The 19,978-nt window shown below is 38.4% G+C and carries 17 protein-coding genes; 16 read left to right on the top strand and 1 reads right to left on the bottom strand.

The window, feature by feature from the left end; translation table 11 throughout:
* Nucleotides 1-16 precede the first annotated feature (16 nt).
* From QUF49_RS18920 to QUF49_RS18910, 3 genes are read left to right on the top strand one after another with little or no spacing between them, the layout of a single operon-like run.
* Nucleotides 17-1,879: a ribonuclease YeeF family protein gene (locus QUF49_RS18920; protein WP_289497706.1), complete on the top strand. Its 1,863-nt coding sequence runs from the start codon at nucleotides 17-19 to the stop codon at nucleotides 1,877-1,879.
* A gap of 18 nt (nucleotides 1,880-1,897) precedes the next feature.
* Nucleotides 1,898-2,329, top strand: a complete 432-nt coding sequence (locus QUF49_RS18915; RefSeq protein ID WP_289497236.1) for a hypothetical protein — start codon at nucleotides 1,898-1,900, stop codon at nucleotides 2,327-2,329.
* 53 nt (nucleotides 2,330-2,382) lie between these two features.
* Nucleotides 2,383-2,769 carry a hypothetical protein gene (locus QUF49_RS18910; RefSeq protein WP_289497235.1) on the top strand — a complete coding sequence of 129 codons (387 nt, stop codon included), beginning with the start codon at nucleotides 2,383-2,385 and terminating at the stop codon, nucleotides 2,767-2,769.
* On the opposite strand, the gene QUF49_RS18905 is transcribed toward QUF49_RS18910, so the two are convergent.
* Nucleotides 2,759-4,420 (bottom strand): glutamine--tRNA ligase/YqeY domain fusion protein, encoded by a 1,662-nt coding sequence (locus QUF49_RS18905; RefSeq protein ID WP_289497234.1) that lies wholly within the window; start codon nucleotides 4,418-4,420, stop codon nucleotides 2,759-2,761. The two genes, QUF49_RS18910 and QUF49_RS18905, sit on opposite strands and share 11 nt — an antisense overlap.
* A 126-nt stretch (nucleotides 4,421-4,546) precedes the next feature.
* Between QUF49_RS18905 and QUF49_RS18900 the strand changes: the two genes are divergently transcribed.
* The 13 genes from QUF49_RS18900 to essA all read left to right on the top strand — a co-directional run bounded on the left by QUF49_RS18900 (nucleotide 4,547) and on the right by essA (nucleotide 19,948).
* Nucleotides 4,547-5,485 carry a dipeptidase gene (locus QUF49_RS18900; RefSeq protein WP_289497233.1) on the top strand — a complete coding sequence of 313 codons (939 nt, stop codon included), beginning with the start codon at nucleotides 4,547-4,549 and terminating at the stop codon, nucleotides 5,483-5,485.
* A gap of 103 nt (nucleotides 5,486-5,588) precedes the next feature.
* Nucleotides 5,589-6,266, top strand: a complete 678-nt coding sequence (locus QUF49_RS18895; protein ID WP_289497231.1) for an SIMPL domain-containing protein — start codon at nucleotides 5,589-5,591, stop codon at nucleotides 6,264-6,266.
* Between the two features lie 49 nt (nucleotides 6,267-6,315).
* Complete coding sequence (locus QUF49_RS18890; RefSeq protein ID WP_289497230.1) at nucleotides 6,316-6,645, top strand: ArsR/SmtB family transcription factor; 330 nt, start codon at nucleotides 6,316-6,318, stop codon at nucleotides 6,643-6,645.
* A gap of 23 nt (nucleotides 6,646-6,668) precedes the next feature.
* The gene (locus tag QUF49_RS18885) at nucleotides 6,669-7,598 is read left to right on the top strand and encodes an ABC transporter ATP-binding protein (protein WP_289497229.1); all 930 of its coding nucleotides are present in this window, start codon (nucleotides 6,669-6,671) and stop codon (nucleotides 7,596-7,598) included.
* A complete protein-coding gene (locus QUF49_RS18880) occupies nucleotides 7,595-8,692 on the top strand; it encodes an ABC transporter permease (protein WP_289497228.1) in 1,098 nt (365 codons plus the stop codon). The genes QUF49_RS18885 and QUF49_RS18880 overlap by 4 nt, the downstream gene beginning before the upstream one ends.
* Before the next feature lie 27 nt (nucleotides 8,693-8,719).
* Complete coding sequence (locus QUF49_RS18875; protein WP_289497227.1) at nucleotides 8,720-9,142, top strand: DUF6526 family protein; 423 nt, start codon at nucleotides 8,720-8,722, stop codon at nucleotides 9,140-9,142.
* A gap of 167 nt (nucleotides 9,143-9,309) precedes the next feature.
* Nucleotides 9,310-9,858 (top strand): hypothetical protein, encoded by a 549-nt coding sequence (locus QUF49_RS18870; RefSeq protein ID WP_289497226.1) that lies wholly within the window; start codon nucleotides 9,310-9,312, stop codon nucleotides 9,856-9,858.
* A 322-nt stretch (nucleotides 9,859-10,180) separates the two neighbouring features.
* Nucleotides 10,181-10,474: a WXG100 family type VII secretion target gene (locus QUF49_RS18865; RefSeq protein ID WP_289497225.1), complete on the top strand. Its 294-nt coding sequence runs from the start codon at nucleotides 10,181-10,183 to the stop codon at nucleotides 10,472-10,474.
* A gap of 77 nt (nucleotides 10,475-10,551) precedes the next feature.
* Entirely contained in the window at nucleotides 10,552-10,791 is a 240-nt protein-coding gene (locus tag QUF49_RS18860) for an EsaB/YukD family protein (RefSeq protein ID WP_289497224.1), read from the top strand.
* Nucleotides 10,792-10,804: 13 nt separating this feature from the next.
* Nucleotides 10,805-12,121 (top strand): type VII secretion protein EssB, encoded by a 1,317-nt coding sequence (gene essB / locus QUF49_RS18855; protein WP_289497223.1) that lies wholly within the window; start codon nucleotides 10,805-10,807, stop codon nucleotides 12,119-12,121.
* 12 nt (nucleotides 12,122-12,133) lie between these two features.
* The gene (gene essC / locus QUF49_RS18850) at nucleotides 12,134-16,612 is read left to right on the top strand and encodes a type VII secretion protein EssC (protein ID WP_289497222.1); all 4,479 of its coding nucleotides are present in this window, start codon (nucleotides 12,134-12,136) and stop codon (nucleotides 16,610-16,612) included.
* Entirely contained in the window at nucleotides 16,609-19,458 is a 2,850-nt protein-coding gene (gene esaA, locus QUF49_RS18845; protein WP_289497220.1) for a type VII secretion protein EsaA, read from the top strand. Before essC ends, esaA begins: the two co-directional genes overlap by 4 nt.
* Entirely contained in the window at nucleotides 19,445-19,948 is a 504-nt protein-coding gene (gene essA / locus QUF49_RS18840; RefSeq protein ID WP_289497219.1) for a type VII secretion protein EssA, read from the top strand. The genes esaA and essA overlap by 14 nt, the downstream gene beginning before the upstream one ends.
* The last annotated feature ends 30 nt before the right edge of the window (nucleotides 19,949-19,978 follow it).

The following is a 19,978-nucleotide window of genomic DNA, read 5'->3' as shown; positions in this document are numbered from 1 at the left end:
GAGGGCATTGGTGATAATGGTAAGTAAAGTATTTGAAGCAGCCACATTACAATCTGCAACTACAGAACGAGCCCAACAATACGAGAGTCTAAAAGAGCAGTTTTTAACACTAAAAAAAGAGTTTGGTAACATTGTAGATAATCATGATTTCGAAGGACATGGAGCAGAGGCAATAAAAGGGTTCTATCAAGGGCAGATGGATGTAGTCGATGCCTGGATTCGTTTTCTTGATACGAGCGTTAGCTTTTTTAAAGGGATACCAGGAGATACTGAGGATGTTGATCTTTCTGGGGATACCTTAGTGCAAGTTCCATTTTTGGATGACAATGTGGAACGAGCTGGGAAAGTGGCTAAAGAAATGGTGGCAGAGCAACAAGATGCACTGCAGCGTATTTTTAATGGTATCAGTGATTTGGTGTCTCTTTCTGTTTTTTCAAAGGATAATTTCGATGATCAGATGGATCAAAGTGAAAAGAAACGTTCAGAAACGGTAGAGAAAGTAAACGAACTCGATCAAAGGTTAAGTCAAGAATATGCTTACTCTCAAAATCAGGAGCAGCACATTTACGGCCTGTTTGCTCAGCTAATGGAAGCGACCAGGCGGGGTGAAAACATCTCTCCGCTCTACTTCAATGCTGAGGCGTACCGTTCGAGTGAAGTGTATAAGGGAATCAGCCAAGCTGAACAAGATACGTCTGCATATCTAGCATCTAAAAAGAAACAGCAAGAAGATAGAGAGATTGCTAAGAAAATAGAAGAGATGGAAAATAGACCATGGCATGAAAAAGCATGGGATACGGTTTGTACCTTTACGGGTGAAGTAACCGGTTATTATGATACAATTCGAGCTTCAACAGGCGTTGATCCGGTAACCGGACGCAAGCTATCTGAGGCAGAGAGGATTACAGCAGGTGCGATGGCCGCAGCTGGATTTATCCCTGTCATCGGTTGGGCAGGGCGGGCAGCTAAGGGTGGAAGTGCCATCTACAAAACGGTGAGAGCTGTAAATACTGCAGATCACATGTTGGATTCCTACAAAACAGCGCAAGGGCTAAGCAGGCTTCAAAAAGCAGAATACGGAATTTATGGACTCGTGTCTGCAAATGGCTTTGGTGAATATTTTACAGGGAAAGACATGTTCGGAAACGAATTAACCGAAGAGCAAAGAAACCAGAGTCTTTTTAATGCATTTGCTATTGCTGGTGTGGGCAGTGCAGGGTATGCGTTGGATGATGTAGCTTTAAGAAATAAAAATTATAATACTCCTCCAGTTGCAGCAGATTTAACTGAGGTTCCGCGAGGTAGATATGCAGATCGTTTAGACTATTTGAGAAGTAAATACGGTAGCTTAACTAAAGAGGAACTACATGCTCGAATAAATAAACCTGGAATTAGGAGGATGTTAAATAATTATAGTCCGTCCCAAAAAGCACAAGAGTGGCAAGGTGTATTTCCTTATGTGGGTACAGATGAATATATTGATAAAGTATATAAAAAAGGAACTATACTATATGCTGGGGAGCCTTATCCCACTGGTTATTTTTCCACTAAGGAAGCAATCGAGGCAACTGGTAAAGATGCTAAGGTGATTTTTGAAGGATTGCAAGTTAAACCATACTGGCAAAAGGGAATGGATCACGCCATTTATAGAGGGCAAATGGGCGCTTATAAACTTAACATAGATTTAATAGGAGCAAATGGAATTGCCAAAAGTAATCCGCAGTTTGGACAGGGTGGCATGGAACAAATTTTTATGTCAGACTTTAATGAGTTAGTTCATAATAAGTATATTACTAGAGTGGATAATGCTGAAATACAACTTCATAATGTAAAGATTACCTATGAAGAGTATGAATTGATGTTAAATAAAATTCAATAATAAAAAAAGGTGATAATCTTGTCTACTAATACTTTTAAGATAGATATTCATGGAGTAACCATTGATAACAATACTATGAAACAAGAATTTATTAATAAATTTGCGAGTTATTTATTAAGTACAAATATCAACTCTAAAATGTTTGTATTTAAGGATCCTGTTTTAATTAATGAATTGAATTTATGGATAGTTGTACATTTTAAAAATAATTCTGTTTCCATCATTGAATTGGAGAATGCTGATGAGTCTTTAAAAAATAATTACGGCAACTGGTCTAATTATAATGTTGAAAAAAAGAAAGAGAGTCATGATCTATGGTTGAAAAAGAACTTTGGTGAACCTTCCGATAGAAAAGGAAATTCTATTATTTATTACTTCCCTTTTTGCCAGATCATCTCATACATAGATGAGAAGAGTGGAGAAGTAGGAATAGCTATTGAATACAAGTAATAGGGTTTAGATAGCTCCATAACACAGATGCGATTTATTATGGAGCTGTGGTTTTGCCAGTATATTTGAACGAAGAAGAAGGGAAACAGGTTTTCCCCGAGGATCATTGTTTGCCTCTTAGCTGGCATGATATCGTTGTGAACTGTAAAAAATTCAATGCTGAATCCGCTTTTCTACAAATGAGTCATGAAGAGCAAGTTGGTCTTGGATATCCTTATTTGAAACAGTTAGAAGGTAAGAGTTGGCCGCATGCCGCTGCAAGTTGGGCTTTAAAGATTTGGTTTGCTGGGGCTTTTTTAGGACTTTTTATTACTTACGCGATAGGTAGTCTCAATGAATGGCTGATTGCAATTTATGTTTGGCTAGGCATTATTATTTTTATTACTGGAAAAGGGAGGGTCCCCAATGTAGGAACTCTCCCTTTTATAATTAAAGCTTAAACGAACTCTTCAGTGATACAATCTCGTTAAACACAATTTTGTCGTCAGTCGTATGCTTTGGATCTACGTTGAAGTAGCCGTGGCGGAAGAACTGGAACTTGTCTTGAGGTTTCGCGTCCTTCATGTTCGCTTCAATAAATCCTTGTTTTACAATAAGTGAATCTTTGTTCACGTAATCCAAGAACGTTTTGCCTTCGCTATCTTCTTCATTTTCCATATCTGCATCTGAAATGAGCGGCTGGTACATACGGAACTCAGCTGGTACGGCTTGTGTCGCTTCAACCCAGTGAAGTGTTCCTTTTACTTTACGGCCTGTAAATCCAGTGCCTGACTTTGTTTCTACATCGTACGTGCAATGAAGTTCAACCACATTGCCGTTTTCATCTTTTATAAAATCTTCGCATTTAATGAAGTATGCATGCTTTAAGCGAACTTCGTTGCCAGGGAAGAGTCGGAAGTACTTTTTCGGAGGATCCTCCATAAAGTCTTCACGCTCGATATAAATTTCACGAGAAAATGGAATCTGACGTGAGCCCATTTCTGGATTCTCTGGATTGATCTCAGCATCCAGCATCTCAACTTGTCCTTCAGGATAGTTTGTGATCACTACTTTTAACGGATCAACAATTCCCATCGTACGAGGTGCTTTCACTTTTAGATCTTCACGGATAAAATGCTCAAGCATCGCCGTGTCGGTTACACCAGAACCTTTTGAAACACCAGCTGCTTTTACAAACTCAACGATTGAGTCAGGCGTATAGCCTTTACGGCGTAAACCAGAGATCGTCGGCATGCGTGGATCATCCCATCCGTCCACATATCCTTCGTCTACAAGCTGCTTTAGTTTACGTTTGCTCATTACCGTGTTCGTTAGTCCTAGGCGGCCGAACTCAATTTGCTGCGGCTGGCTGTCCATCTCACATTCTTCAACAACCCAGTTGTATAGAGGACGCTGATCTTCAAATTCAGTTGTACAAAGCGAATGTGTTACGCCCTCAATCGCATCCTCGATCGGGTGAGCGAATGCATACATCGGATAGATGCACCACGTGTCACCGGTATTGTGATGGGTAGCATGAGAGACACGATAAATGACTGGGTCACGTAAGTTAATATTAGGTGAGCTCATGTCGATCTTTGCACGAAGTACTTTTTGTCCGTTCTCGAACTCGCCTTTACGCATGCGGTCAAAAAGATCCAAGTTCTCTTCAACAGAGCGGTTGCGGTAAGGACTTTCTTTGCCTGGTTCTGTCAGTGTTCCGCGGTATTCACGAATCTCGTCTGCAGTCAGGTCATCCACATACGCTTTTTCTTTTTTAATTAAAAGAACGGCACGAGCGTACATTTCTTCAAAATAATCAGAAGCAAAGCGTAGGTTCTCCCATTCAAATCCTAGCCACTCAACGTCTTTTTTAATTGCATCAACGTACTCTTGATCTTCCTTCAATGGGTTAGTATCATCAAAGCGCAGATTGGTTTCTCCGCCAAACTCATCCGCAAGTCCGAAGTTGATTACGATTGATTTTGCATGTCCAATATGAAGATATCCATTAGGTTCTGGAGGGAAACGAGTAACGATTTTCTTGTGTTTTCCGGATTCCAGATCGTTTTGGATGATTGTTTTAATAAAATTAGAAGAACTATTCTCCATCCCGTATCAAGCCTTTCCTTATATGTAAACTAAGATATACTTTACATTATAACAAAAATAAATTTCAACTAAACGTATTCTTTTGGGGTTAAGGAGATTATTTAACAAAGAAATGGTGGGATCAACATGAATGTCATTGACTTGCATTGCGATGCATTATTAAAACTATGGGAAACGGACGGTAAGCTGCGTTATGCAGATGCACCACAGCTTGCTACAAATAAAGAGCGACTAAAAAAGGGAAAAGTGAACGTTCAGTTTTTCGCTATTTTTATAGAGCCGTTTATTCCGAGTGATCAAAAATTTCAGTCTGCTCTTCAGCAAGTGGATTGTTTTTATAAGGAAGTCCTCGGTAAAAACCCAGAGATGAAGCATTTGAAAAATTGGTCTGATTTTCATACCTTAAAAGATGGAGAAATCGGGGCGGTGTTAACGCTTGAAGGAGTGGACGCAATTGGTGATGATCTTACAAAGTTAAGCATATTGCACCAACTTGGCGTCCTCTTGATTGGACTTACATGGAATCACGCGAATCTCGCGGCAGACGGGGCACAGGAACCTCGTGGAGCAGGACTTACGGTGTTTGGTAAAGAGGTTGTTAAGTTCAATAACAAGCATCAAATTCTAACAGATGTTTCCCATTTATGTGATCGTGCCTTCTGGGACGTTATGGACATTGCCAAATATCCTTTAGCAAGCCATTCTAATTCACGTGCTCTATGTGATCATCCGAGGAACTTAACGGATGAAATGGCGAAAGAGATGTTCGGTAAAGGAGGAGTGGTGCATGTTGTTTATAACCCTCCATTTACTAAAAGCGAGGGCTCGTCCAGCATCTCTGATCTCATTAAACACATCGACCATTTTTGTGGACTTGGTGGTGTGAAGCAGATTGGTCTAGGTTCGGATTTTGATGGAATCTCGCAACTTATTACGGACTTAGAAGACGCATCCAAAACCCAAAACTTAATAAATGAACTGTTGAAACATTATTCAGAGGAAGAAGTACGAGGATTTGCTCACCAAAACTTCTTAAACTATCTTCCAAAACCAACAGATAAATAACAAGAGAAAGCATTTGACGCAAACGTGTCAGATGCTTTTTCTTCTTTTTATATAGGTGTACGCATAGCTTTTATGGAATAGAAAAGTGAAGGGGGATTCTTGCGTGTATTACCCTGGATATCAAAATACCATGAGTGAACATTTGTATCGGCAAGCGAAGACAAACCGCATGACTGTAACAGGTGAAGGAACTGTGTCAGCAACACCTGATCAAGCCATCATTACAATAGGAGTCATTAATGAAGGTCAAAATCTAAGTGCAGCGCAAAAAGAGAATGCAGATAAAACAGCTGCTGTCATACAAGGGATGCTGTCCCTCGGCATTTCTCAAAGTGACATTCAAACGTCTAGTTATCGTATCGACCCTCAATATAACTATGAAAATGGCCAGCAAATATTTAGAGGCTATCGTGTAGAGCATCAACTGCAGGTAACAGTAAAAGATATTCGTAAGACAGGTCAGGTGATTGACACAGCTGTTGCAAGCGGTGCTAATTCAGTTTCTTCTATACAGTTCACCGTTTCCAACCCCGACGCTTTTTATAACCAAGCGTTAACATTGGCGATACAAAATGCTCAGCAAAAAGCAATTACGATGGCAAGAACATTGGGTGTCACACTGCAGCCTGTTCCGGTTGTGGTACAAGAAATATCTCAACAGCTTCCGCCTAGACCAATTCCATTTCAAGCGGCTATGCTGGCACAAAGTGCTGAAACTCCCATACAGCCGGGTGAGAATAGAATTACTGCCACTGTGAAAGTCGAATATACGTATAGCTAGGACAGGTATAAATTGACAGATATGTGAGGTGGGATTTATACTTAACCAAATGGTTAAATATAAATCCGATAATTTAAATGATGTATTTTCTGTTCTGTCTGATCCTACGAGAAGAAGTATCATCGAGCAGCTATCAATTGGGGAGAGGAGTGTTCAAGAGTTAGCGGAACCTTTTGATATGTCGCTGCCTGCCATCTCTAAGCATTTAAAAGTATTAGAGAGTGCAGGTCTTGTCACGCACCGAAAAGATGGGCGTTATCGCTACTATTCGATACAGCCAGAGGCAATGGACGGAGCCTGTGAATGGATGGAGACACTTAAACAGCTATGGACAAAATTTGAAGGTATGTTTTGTTGCAGCAAAAATAAAAAGCAGTGAAGTGTATGTTTGGAGAGTGAAAAATGGAAACCCAGCAAGAAATTATAAAGGTTGAAAGACTTGTGAAACGATATGGAGACTTTACTGCAGTAGATGGCAGTGAGTTTTCCGTACATAATGGTGAAGTATTCGGACTGCTCGGACCTAATGGAGCGGGGAAAACGACTACGCTTGAGATGCTGGTTGGACTACGGAAGCCTGATGAAGGAACAGCGATCGTTGGTGGTTTTGATATTACAAGAGAGCTTGATCAAGTGAAAGAAGTCATTGGCGTACAGCTTCAATCTACCACTCTTTTTGAGCTGTTAACGGTTGACGAAATTCTTCATCTCTACGGAAGTTTTTACCGTGAACATATCTCAATTCCTGAATTAATTGATGACATGCTTTTAACAGAAAAAAAGAATAGCAGAATCAAAGGGTTGTCTGGAGGACAGAAACAGCGGCTGGCCATTGCACTTGCACTTGTGCACGATCCGCAAATCATATTCTTAGACGAACCGACAACTGGGCTTGATCCACAGGCACGCCGTACTTTGTGGGATATTATTTTGCGCTTGAAAGACAGAGGGAAAACGGTTGTGCTGACGACTCATTACATGGATGAAGCACATGTGCTATGTGACCGCATCGCAATCATGGATCAAGGAAAGCTTATTGCGCTGGACACGCCTAGTGAACTCGTTAAAAATCTCCAGTCGGATAGTGCTGTTGAATTCCGGTTTAACGAAGATGAAGTGGATGTGAATTTGTTAGAGGTTGACGGGGTGAAGCAAGTGGGGAGTCAGAAAGATGTTCATGTTTTGTATACGGATGACTTGCAGAAGACGTTAACAAGTTTAATAGCTTTAGCTTCTGAAAAAGAACTTAAACTCGTAGACTTACAAACGAGAACAGCAACTCTTGAAGATGTATTTATCCATATGACAGGAAGAAGGTTAAGAGAAGGATGAGATCATACTATTTACTAACACTGGCTCAGCTTCGAATCTTCCTCAGAAACCGTCAAGTCCTGTTCTGGACACTCGCTTTTCCTATCGTTTTGATGGTGATGTTAGGTTCGTTCTTGGGAAATGGCAGCGGTGTATCAATCACGGCAGCTGTTGTAGATCAAGACCAAAGTGAACAGTCCAAGAACTTGATAGAAGAATTTAAAAAGACTGAAGTTGTGTCGCTAGAAGATAATTTTAATGAAAAAGACGCATTAGATAAGCTGAAAAAAGGGGATTTAACGTTAGTTATTACCATTCCAAAAGGTTATGGAGAAAGTCTTTCGGCTGAAAATAAGGCAGAACCATTTAAACTGCCAATCTATTATAATGAAACGAACATGGCAATGTCACAGGTCGGACTTCAGCTCGTTAATAATACGGTTGATTCAATCAGTAAAAAACAGGTGAATTATCAGCCGGTTGTGGTTACAGAATCTAAAGGCGTAGAAGCGCTAAATCTGCGTTACATCGACTTCCTTGTACCTGGTATTGTGGCAATGATGATCATGAGCAATAACATGAACGGTGTTGCAGGTCAGATATCTTCTTGGCGTGAACGGGGGATCCTCCGCCGAATGCAAGGTACGACGCTTAAAGCATCTACATTTATTGCCGCACAGATTACAGCTCGTTTCATGCTGAACGGTTTACAGGCGATGATTGTACTCGCTGTAGCCTGGCTTGCATTTGGCATTGAAGTCAGAGGTTCATGGCTTACCATTATCGCGTTCGTTACGCTGGGAACGTTAGCGTTTATGGCGATCGGATTTATTATTGCCGGTATTGCAAAAACGCCTGAGAGTGCAGGACCAATCGCGGGATTCTTGTCTTTCCCAATGCTGTTTCTAGGTGGCGTATTCTTTCCGATAAGAGACATGCCTGAATTCCTGCAGCCAATCGTACAGATTTTGCCGATTGCTCATTTAAGCCATGCATTGCGTGAAACCATGAACGTTGGAGCTTCTTTACTGGATCTTGGCATGGAAGCAATGATTCTAGGAGGATGGCTGATCGGAGCGTTTATTGTAGCAAGCTTTACGTTTAAGTGGGAGTAAATTGCTGAAAAGAAAGAGGAGAACTATATGAACACACAAAATTATAAAAATCATGCACGTATGCATCCAATCTATCACTATGTATTGTCATTGCTAGTGCTTGGGGGATTAATTGCGAGTATTGTTTATTTGTTTAAAGCGGAGGATATGTTCTTAGCCGTAATTTTATTGGTCATGTCATGCAGTCTGCTAGTTACGTTTGCTTTATTGCGACTGTACCCGCTAAAAGCTCAGGATCGTGCTATTCGTGCAGAAGAGAACCTGCGTTATTACGTGCTGACAGGGAAACTTCTACATGCAGGTCTTACACCCGGGCAGATTGTGGCGCTGCGTTTTGCACCTGATGAGGAATTTCCGAGCTTAGCTGAAAAAGCAGCGGCAGAGAACATGAAGCCAAAAGAGATCAAACAAGCAATTACGAACTGGAAAGCGGATCATAATAGAATTTAATTGGAAGCCTGCAGATTTTTGGGATCTGCAGGCTTTTGTGTAGGGTAAGCGTTTAGGTAAGTGAGTTTATTGGTTTGAAAGGAAGATGAATTATGGCTAAGAAAAAAATATTAGTGAGAGATACTGATCCAGTCATCTACAGGATAACAGGGTATCTACCGATTATTGTGATTATAATTGGTTGGCTGTTTTTTCTCTACGACAAACGTAAAGTAAATGAATATCTTAACGATTTATTTCTAAGTTGGGAAGAGATCATCATCTACACGATGTACATACTAGAAATGCTAGGAATGGCCATAACGCTGTACTTTATTATTATGCTTATATTTAAAAGTAGAAATATGCTTTACTTCAGTCCTGTTCCATTTTCTCTATTAATTCTTTCATTACTTACTCTTCCAAGTCTCCTGCTTTCAGCTGTTATCTATAGTTTTATCATGGATGACGCAAAAGTAATCTGGATCCTTTTGTTAACCATTCTACCGATTTTAATGATATTTATATACAAAAAAATGCCGGCCTTAATCTGGTTAATTATTGCTGCCTTAACGGGATTTATTATAATGACCCTGCCTTTATTTATACGGGAAACACTCGCATACCACATAACTGATTATCGACCATATAGAAATCTCCTAGCATCTAATTGCATGTTCTATTTCAGTTTGTTGATATCTTTTTTTGTGATAAGGGAGTACGTTGAGAAAAAATGAAGTAAGCCTAGTGGAGAGGAGAATAGAAAGCGCATGGGATTATCCATGCGCTTTATTTTATATAGGCTGTATTCGCAAACAAAATAAACAGTCTATGAAAAAACAAAAAGACTGCAGACTTAGGAATAAAGGATGAGATGTTCTTAATAAATCTTTTAAAAACATTTTCAGTAAGCAAAAAGTATCGTAAATTTTCAAATTTATGGTTTCGTAATTTCCATAAAAGGGCAAATATAGGTGTATTTATCCAAATGGACTTTCGGGACAACCGACCTTTATAGGTCGTTGTTTATAAAAATAAAATCACAAGGGAGAGAAGAAGATGTCAGGTATTATTCGCGTTACACCCGCAGAGCTTGTCGATATGTCAGGCCGATATTCAAATGAAAGCAGTCAGGTGGGAGATCAGATTTCAAGATTGAATGCCATGATTAGTCAATTAGAAGGAATGTGGGAAGGGGAGGCAAGCAGAGCTTTCAGCCAGCAATACGAATCATTAAAGCCATCGTTTCTTCAAATGCAACAGCTTCTCGAAGACATCTCTACACAATTAAACAATACTTCTAGAGCTCTTGAAGACGCTGATAACCAAATCGCAAGCCAAATTAGAGGGTAGCTTCACTATTTAAGTCATGTTTTATAGGAGCGCCTTCAACACTATAGGCGCTCTTCACTTTTTGAGGTGATTATTTTATGTACATTGAAGTTACGGTGGATCTAAAAAATTATACGGGAGAAACGTTTGATCTTCGTTTATCAAACTTTCATTCTGTCAAAAAAGTAGTTGATATTGTATGGCAGACAAAACAGATTCATGTTCCGCCTAGAGATGGCTTCTGGGTGCGTGTCCCAAATAAAAATATAGTGCTTTCCGGCAATCAAAAGCTGCTGGAGCACGGAATAATGACAGGTGACCGGTTTGAAATCCTTTGAGGGGGGCTAAGCAATGACTGAAAAAAATCAAACCTACTTGGAACAAAGTTTAGAATCCCAGATAAGCAGAGATGAGGATTCTATTACTTTTGCGTTTCAAAAAGAAAAAATAAAACTAGATGATGTTATAGAAATTGATTTGTTGAAGGAACTTGATTCTGACATTCAAAGGTCTATTTTATTAGAAGATGATGAACTAAAAATCAAAATTCACCCTCATGCCCGTTATCGATTTTTTCCCGAGTTAAAAAGTAAAAATGAAAGAAGTAAATGGATGTTTGCTTTTCAGCTCGTTAAAAAAGTAAAGGAACATGCGCTAACGCGTTTGCACCTTGTGGTATGTCCAGAAAACATCGTCTTTGATCAAAGTTTAACACCTTCCTTTCTTCATTATGGAGTAAAAGAGAGCATACCTCCTTATGAGGCCGACTATGAGAGAGTTTGGAAAGAACTGAAAGCAACTGTTGCCTTCGTAGTTGATGGTAAATTTGCATTTCAGGATTATCTAAAGCTTCATGAAACGATAGAGTTATCTTCTGTCGCTAAAGAAGTTATAGAAGCCGAAAATATTGATGCACTTATACAACTGATTCAGAAGAAATTAGACGAACTAGATGAGAAAGATAAATTGATTTTAACTATTCCTCAGAAGAAGTGGAGAATCACTCGATATGCAGCGTTAGGTTTATTAATCTGCTTTATCCCTGCTCTCATCTATACTCTGTACTCCTTGTTTTTTCTACAGCCAAGACAGGAAGCGTTTGTTAGCAGCAATGAACATTTTCTTGGGAAGGAATACAGTGATGTCGTTGAGGTCATGTCCGATTATGAAGTAGAAGATATGCCTAATGTCGTTCAATATCAGCTTGCCTCATCTTACATAATTAATGAATCGCTGACTGAAGAGCAAAAAGGAAATATACAGAACACTGTTACTTTACAATCTGATCCTTTTTATTTTCAATACTGGATTCATATTGGAAGAGGAAACGCTAAGGAAGCACTGGATATCGCTCGGTCGTTAGAGGATCAAGATCTTATTATGTTCGCTCTCATTAAATATCGTGAAGAATTAAAGTCTGATGATGAATTGAGCAGTGAAGAAAAACAGCAAAAAATAAAAGAAGTACAAGCAGAGATCGATGAATATCTTCAGGAACAAGAAGCGCTGAAAGAAGAAGAAGCTCGAGTAGAAGAGGAAGAAAGACTGGCGCAAGAGCAGGAAGAAAAAGAGCAAGAAGCTGAAGAGCAAAAGGCAAAAGAGGAAGCAGCCTCTGCTGAAAAGGAGAAGAATCCTGCAGCTGCGCCTAAACCAGCAACTGCAAACTAGAGGGGGTGAAGTATGAACAAACTATGGGTATTTCATGATAAGACTTACCAACACATACATCTAAAAAAAGACTCTTTTCGTTCACTGACAATTGGCCCTGCCATTCAAGATACTGTCACAGTTTTAAACTTTCCTTTTAGTAAAGGATCTTTAACGATAAAGCAAGATGGAGAGAAACTCGAAATTCTTCAAAGCGGCATAAATATCGGTTACGTTACAGAGAACGCTTCATACGATTTATCTGATGGCACCCAAACATTATCACTTTATTTGACACCGGATATTGAACACCAAGAAACCTTTTATCTTGGGTTTAACAAAGAATATACGTTCGCAGCGACAAATAATGCACACGTTATTCATCATTCAAAGGATCTTGTATCAGAAGAAGAATCTTTTGTATTAATAAGAGCGAGAGAAAGATGGATGATCTCGCCTAAGAGTGATCAAGTGTATTTGAATGGTCATAAAATAACAGGATTGACTTCTTTTGAGGTGGGAGATCTATTATTCTGGCCATTTATGTCTCTTAAATTAATAGAAAAAGATTTGCTGCAGATCTCAAGTCAGGAAGAATTCACTTCAAAACTGCCCATTGCCAACAAACCTGTTTCTGAAATGAGCAAGAAATATCCCAACTACCGAAGAACGCCCAGGATGGTATTTGAACTTCCAAAGGATAAGGTCACGTTGTCTTTTCCATCACAGGAAGGAGAAAATCCAAATAAGGGACTTTGGTTAATTATCATGCCTCCTCTTTTAATGATGATTGTTATGGGGATTGTAGCCATCATACAGCCGAGAGGAATCTTTATCATCATTTCGATGGTGATGTTTGCTACTACACTTGTCACTTCTTCGGTGCAGTATTTTAAAGAGCGAGGGAATTTTAAAAAACGAAAAATCAAACGTAAAAAAGTATACAGCTTATATCTAGATAATAAACGGAAAGAACTAGAAGAATTAGCAGATAAGCAAAGAAAAGTACTTCACTATCATTATCCCCCTTTTGAGCAGATGAAATATTATACAGAGCAGATTTCAGATCGTATTTGGGAGCGAACATCAGAAAGTCATGACTTTCTCCAGATTAGAATTGGAACGGGTAACGTTCCTTCAAGCTATACTCTTTCTTTAAACAGTGGAGATATGGCGAACAGGGAAATCGATCATTTATTAGAACAGTCGCAAAAAATGGAAAAGGTTTATAAAGAAGTTAAGAACGTCCCAATCACTGTTAATTTATCAACTGGTGCTATGGGACTTATTGGAAAAGAATCGATTATGAAAAGTGAACTTCATCAGCTCATAGGGCAATTAGCTTTTTTCCATAGCTATCATGACGTTCGTTTTATTTTCATTTTTAATGAAAAAGATTATAGCGATTGGGAGTGGCTGAAATGGCTTCCACATTTTCAACTTCCAAATTCACATGCTAAAGGGCTTATTTATAACGAGCAGACAAGGGACCAATTATTGTCCTCTGTTTATGAAATAATCCGAGAACGTGACTTAGAAGCAGGTGATGGAAAAGAGAAAATAAGATTTTCACCTCATTTGGTATTTATCATTTTAGATCAGCAGATAATGACTGAGCACGTATTGCTCGAATATTTAGAAGGAGAATTCTCGCATCTGGGTATATCGGTGATTTTTGCTGCTGAAACAAAAGAGAGCCTGAGTGACAACATACACACTCTTGTCCGATATATAAATGACTCAACTGGCGACATCTTGATTGAGGACAAGAAAGCAGTTCAAATTCCGTTTAAACTTGATCATCATAATGGGGAAGGAAACGAAAAATACGCTCGAACCTTAAGAACATTAAATCATCTTGTAGGAATGACAAACTCTATTCCAAACAGTGTATCTTTTTTAGAACTTTTTGGAGCTAATGAAGTAGTCGATCTTCCAATTGAACATAATTGGACGACCAGAGAGTCTTCTAAATCATTAGCCGTACCGATCGGGTTAAAAGGCAAAGAGGATATTGTAGAGCTGAATCTGCACGAAAAAGCTCATGGACCACATGGACTGTTAGCAGGTACGACGGGATCTGGTAAAAGTGAGTTCTTACAAACGTACATTTTGTCTCTAGCTGTAAATTTCCATCCCTATGAAGTCGCCTTCTTACTCATTGACTATAAAGGTGGGGGAATGGCCCAACCATTTAAAAACATGCCTCATCTTTTAGGTACGATTACGAATATTGAAGGAAGCCGTAACTTTACTGCAAGAGCACTAGCTTCTATAAAAAGTGAATTGAAAAGAAGACAGCGGCTTTTTGACAAATATCAAGTCAATCACATAAATGAATATACAAGCCTTTATAAGCGCGGAGAATCAAATGAGCCAATGCCGCATTTATTCCTGATTTCTGATGAGTTTGCCGAGTTGAAAAGTGAAGAACCGGAATTCATTAAAGAATTGGTAAGTGCTGCAAGGATCGGAAGAAGTTTAGGTGTTCATCTTATACTTGCTACACAAAAACCTGGTGGAGTAATCGATGACCAAATTTGGAGTAATGCCCGTTTCAAGATTGCACTGAAGGTTCAAGATGCGGCCGACAGCAGAGAAATTATAAAAAATGCTGATGCTTCTTCTATTACTATAACAGGCAGAGGATATCTCCAAGTTGGTAACAATGAAGTATACGAATTATTCCAATCTGCATGGAGCGGTGCACCATATTTGGAGGAAACAATCGAAAATGAAGATGAAGTAGCACTTGTAACAGATTTAGGTCTTATTCCCTTATCGGAAGTAACGTCAAACGCTAAAAATAAAAAAGAAACTGAAGCAGAGATTGACGTTATCGTCGACCGGATTGAAGAATTGCAGAAAACACTGGGAATTAAAAAGCTAAATAGTCCGTGGCTCCCTCCATTAAACAGTCGTTTAATCCATCTAAACGAGTTTGAAGAAAAAGATCACGAAGTCTATTTAGGAATGGTAGATGAACCAGAAAAACAGTCACAAACACCTTACATATACCGCTTAATGGATGATGGAAACATCGGTATCTTCGGTTCATCTGGCTATGGAAAGTCACATTCCGTTATGACGCTCTTATTATCAATGGCATCTAAGTTAAGTCCGGAAGAGATTCACTATTATCTTTTTGATTTTGGTAACGGGTCTCTATTGCCGCTAAGGCAGCTTCCTCATACGGCTGATTATTTTTTAATGGATGAAGAGAGAAAAATTGAGAAGTTTATGAGGTTCTTAAAAGATGAGATTGCCGATCGAAAACAACAATTCCAAAAAAGCGAAGTAAGCAGCATTAAGATGTATAACTCTCTTAATAAAGAGAAACTGCCAATTCTTTTTATTACAATCGATAACTTCGATCTTGTAAAAGAAGAGATGCAGGACCTGGAGATGCAGATGACACAATTTGCACGTGATGGACAAGCGTTAGGAATCTATATGATTTTCACTGCTACAAGGATTAACGCGATCAGGCAGTCTCTAATGAATAACCTGAAGACGAAAATTGTGCATTATTTAATGGACCAATCAGAATCTTACACTGTACTTGGAAAGGTTCCTTTTTCACCAGAGCCCATACCAGGAAGAGCAATCATTAAACGAGAAGAAGCTTATTTCTCACAAATTTACTTGCCCGCTCGTGGAGAAGACGATTACGAACTACTAGAAAATATGAAAAAAGATATTCAAGGAATCGCTGATAAGTATTCAGCTAGTGCAACTCCTCAACCGATTCCAATGCTCCCTTCTGAACTAACGATGGTGAACTTCACTCAATATACAAAAGGGAACCAAAGGTCAGGTATACTACCAATCGGGCTTGATGAAGAGTTTGTGCAGCCTGTTCATATGAACTTTCTTAAAAATAAACATTGCGTCATTGTAGGACAGACTCAAAAAGGAAAAACAAATGCGTTAAGAGTCATGTTAAATACCATTCTTCTTCAAGAAACTGAAAGAATAGGTATGTTTGATTCAGTTGACCGCGGCCTTTCTAATTATGCTGGAGAAGAAAAAGTAGATTATCTTGAAACGAAAGAACATATTTCAGCGTGGCTTGATGAATCTGAAGAGATATTTAAACAAAGAGAGCGCGAGTACTTAGATGCATTATCAAGAGGAACCCTATCGGAACAGCCGTTTACACCATTATATTTTGTGATTGATGGCTATTCTAGGTTCATTCAAACAACTGATAGTATGATTCAGGACCGCTTATCGAAATACATGAAAAATTATAGCCATCTTGGATTTAATGTCATTGTCTCAGGTAATAACAATGAAATTACAAAAGGATTTGATCTGTTTACAAACGAGGTAAAACAAATACGCCAAGCGCTCGTGTTGATGAAGAAATCTGAACAAAGTCTATATACCTTGCCTTATAACAGAAAAGAAGAAGATATTCATGCAGGTTTCGGTTATTACGTAGAAAATGGCAAAGAAACAAAAATACAAATTCCTCTAAGTGTCATTGAAAGGAAGATATACACATGACGAACTCATGGAAATATGGGATAAAGATGTTTCTTGCGATAGCTATTATTCTAGTGTTTCCCCAGCTCTTTATGCACTTCATTGGGGATAATCCCATGCAGGCAAAAGCAAACGGCACCCGATCAATAGCCATTGTAAACGAAGATCTTGGTTCAGAAGAGGAAGAGAATCCACTTCAATTAGGCAGGGAAGTACCTGCTATTTTGGAAGATGGATCAGAGTATAAGTGGACCGTAATCAGCAGAAGTGCGGCAGATAGCGGCTTAAAAAGTAATAAATATGATGCCGTTGTCTACATTCCATCTAACTTTACATCTAATATTCTAACCTATAATGAGGCTCAGCCGACTAAAGCTGACTTTCAATATACGGTTCAATCACAGCTTACTGCAGTTAATAAAGAAAAGATATTACGAGAGTTGGACTTTGCGGGTAATCGGTTAAACAAACAGATGACATCATTATATTGGAACTACGTTTCTCAAGACATGGAGGATGTCAGAAAAGAATTTGATCGTATTCTTGAGAAAGAGATTGAATTTCAAACGACGATGATTAGTTTTTATAAGCCTAGTTCTGGTGAACTTGCTGCGGAACTTCAAAGACAGAAAGATATGCTTGTGCAGCTTCAGTCTAGTATGAAGCAGGCGGATGAGACATCCCCAAAACGAGCAGGGAATTTAGAACAGTTTGAACAAACGCTCTCATCTTTTGTTCAATATGTTGAAGTATATAAAGAGTACCAGGGGAATCAGCAAAAATTACTAAGTGAAGCACAACAGCAAAATCTAATGTTCATTAATACAGGTAAAGAGAGTTTTGCAGCTAGACAAAGTGAATCTAGACAAGTTTTTAGTGAGCAGGGCGATAAATTTATAGCTAATATGTCGGGGATTAACGAATTGTTGGAAGGGAACAACCAATCTATTTCAATTTTAAATGATGAACGTTATAAACAAGTAGATCGGCAAAAAAGTGAAATGGCCACCATTCATAATGACATCATAGATGCTTATATTCAGCAACAGCAACAAACAGAACTCCTTCAGTTAGAAGGAGAAATCAGTAGAGTACGTGCAGGAATAGGTGGGGGAGGATCGGGTGAAGGTGGAGAATCAGAAAATCCAGGGAATCCAACAAACCCAGATATACCTATAGATACAGGAACCCCAATATCACCAAGCTTTGAAGAGGAACTAAATAAGCTTACTGAAATTAGTGAGCAATTTCTTCAAATTATTAATGTACTACAATCACTTCCAGAACCTAGAGATCCAATAATAACTAAATCTATTGAAGATTTAACAAATCTATCCAATCGATTAAATGAAGTAAAAGAAAGAATAAAAAATAAAGGGAATCAGGATGGCTGGAAAATAGAATATGATAAATTACTTCAGGCCTATGAATCTCTATTATTAAACCGGAATGAGATTTTAGAGGTGAATAAGAAACTAGTAGAATCAAACAACAATCTAATGAATGCAAATAAAAAATTAAAAGAAAACAACTCCAAATTATTTGAAGAAATTCGTGCTAAGGAGTTGGTTCTTTTAGATCTTAATAAGAATTTAAATCCTGCAATATTTACTCCTGCTTTAGTAGACGGGAAGTTAGACGGTGTACTTTCTTATTATGGGTTATTAACCGAATACGAGTCTGTACTTAAGAGATCTGGTGCTTCAACGAAAGAAACAGTACTTGGAAATGCTGATCTAAACAATCGAGTACAACAAGCATTAAATGTGAGTGAGGATGAAAAAGAAAAATGGGATGAACTTCAAACTAAGTTTCCTGTTACTCAACAAGAAATGAAGGGTCTAGGGAATTCTTTTTCTACTTTTAAACAAGATTATCAAATAAGCCTAGATGAGCAGCAGCAAGAGTTGATGGGCAACATTTATTCAATTGAAGAAAGTGCAAACAATGTTTTAATGAAGCTTCAGGAATTACAATCTAATGAACCATTACCAACTGGTGAAGGTTCACAATTAATTACAAATCAGCAAAGCATTAATCAAGAGGTAGCAATGATTAATGATCTAATGGCATCAATAGGGGAAAGACAAGCGTCTGTTGTAAATTACACAGGTGAACTACAAGGAAGAGTTAACAGTGTTCAAAAAGATGCAACCGTGTTAAATGAAAAATGGACCACAAATGTTGCATCTACAAAACTAGTACGAGATGATGTATTCAATGTACTCGGGAACACGTATTTAGATGGTCAGAGTAACGGTTACGTTTATGAATATCTAGCGAATCCGTTAAAAGTGACGGGTAATAATCCACAGCTGGAATCTGAAGCTGTGAAAGCTGTTCCGCCAGTGGTAATTCTGATCGTAATCTTAATTAGTGGTTTACTAATCGGCTATTTTAGTCATTATTTCAGTCCACTCCCGTTTTTAGTGAAAAACTCTATTTTCGGACTATTAAACTTAATCGTGGGACTAGTTATTAGTTTGTTTGGATTAGAAATATACTCTTTATCTAATACAGACTCCATACAGTTTTCCATCTTTACTATTCTGTTGTTAACGGCTGCATCAACACTTGTACGGTCAACCTTTAATATAGGATCATTTGTTGGATGGATGGCTAGTATTGGTCTAATTTTATTCTTTGTCAGCCCTTTACTTGCGTTAGCCGCACCTAACTTCCAATATGAGGATCCAATGTCTGCGATCTACATGTCCATTCAATATGGAGCGGATAATGATTATCGGATAGGTTGTTTCTTCTTAATAGGCCTCATTGCTATTCTGTCATTGATTCCGTATGCTGTTCAATTATGGAGAAAGCCTCCTAAGAAAAATAATACGGATCAGGCACATGAAGCTTATTAAGCAGATTTTAATAATGTCAGTTGTTTCCCTGATCTTCTTAGGACCTAACTCTGCTTTTGCCGGTAAAAGTATTAATGAACTAACTCCAAATCAGTATGAAAAAAACAATAATAAAGAAGATGCTGTTTTGAAGGAGTCACTAACAGATATAAAACAACGATTGCCAGAAGAACAAAAAGGTTTAACGTTTACCAAGGACGCGGAAAACAAGTTTGAAGATGTAAAAGATGGACTTTTCTCTCAAACAGTCACGTCCATCAATAATAGCATTACTTCTAAAGCTAAAAAGATGGGTCTTTTTTCTAAAGAGAAAGAAGATGTCCTATCCATATCCGCAGACAATGAGAATAAACAAAGCTTGAGTGATTCCGTTATATCAATATCTATGATTTATATGATATTAATTGTGCTTGGTATCCTAGTAATGGTGGTATTACTCATGACTGGAACAAGAAGAAACTCAAGAAATGAAGGAAACCTTCTTCAATAACAAAAAGCTAGTTCTTAAGGTTTTATAACC

The organism is Fictibacillus sp. b24, from assembly GCF_030348825.1.
In the GTDB taxonomy this organism is placed as follows: Bacteria; Bacillota; Bacilli; order Bacillales; family Fictibacillaceae; genus Fictibacillus.
This window is presented reverse-complemented; position numbering and strand designations above follow the sequence as displayed.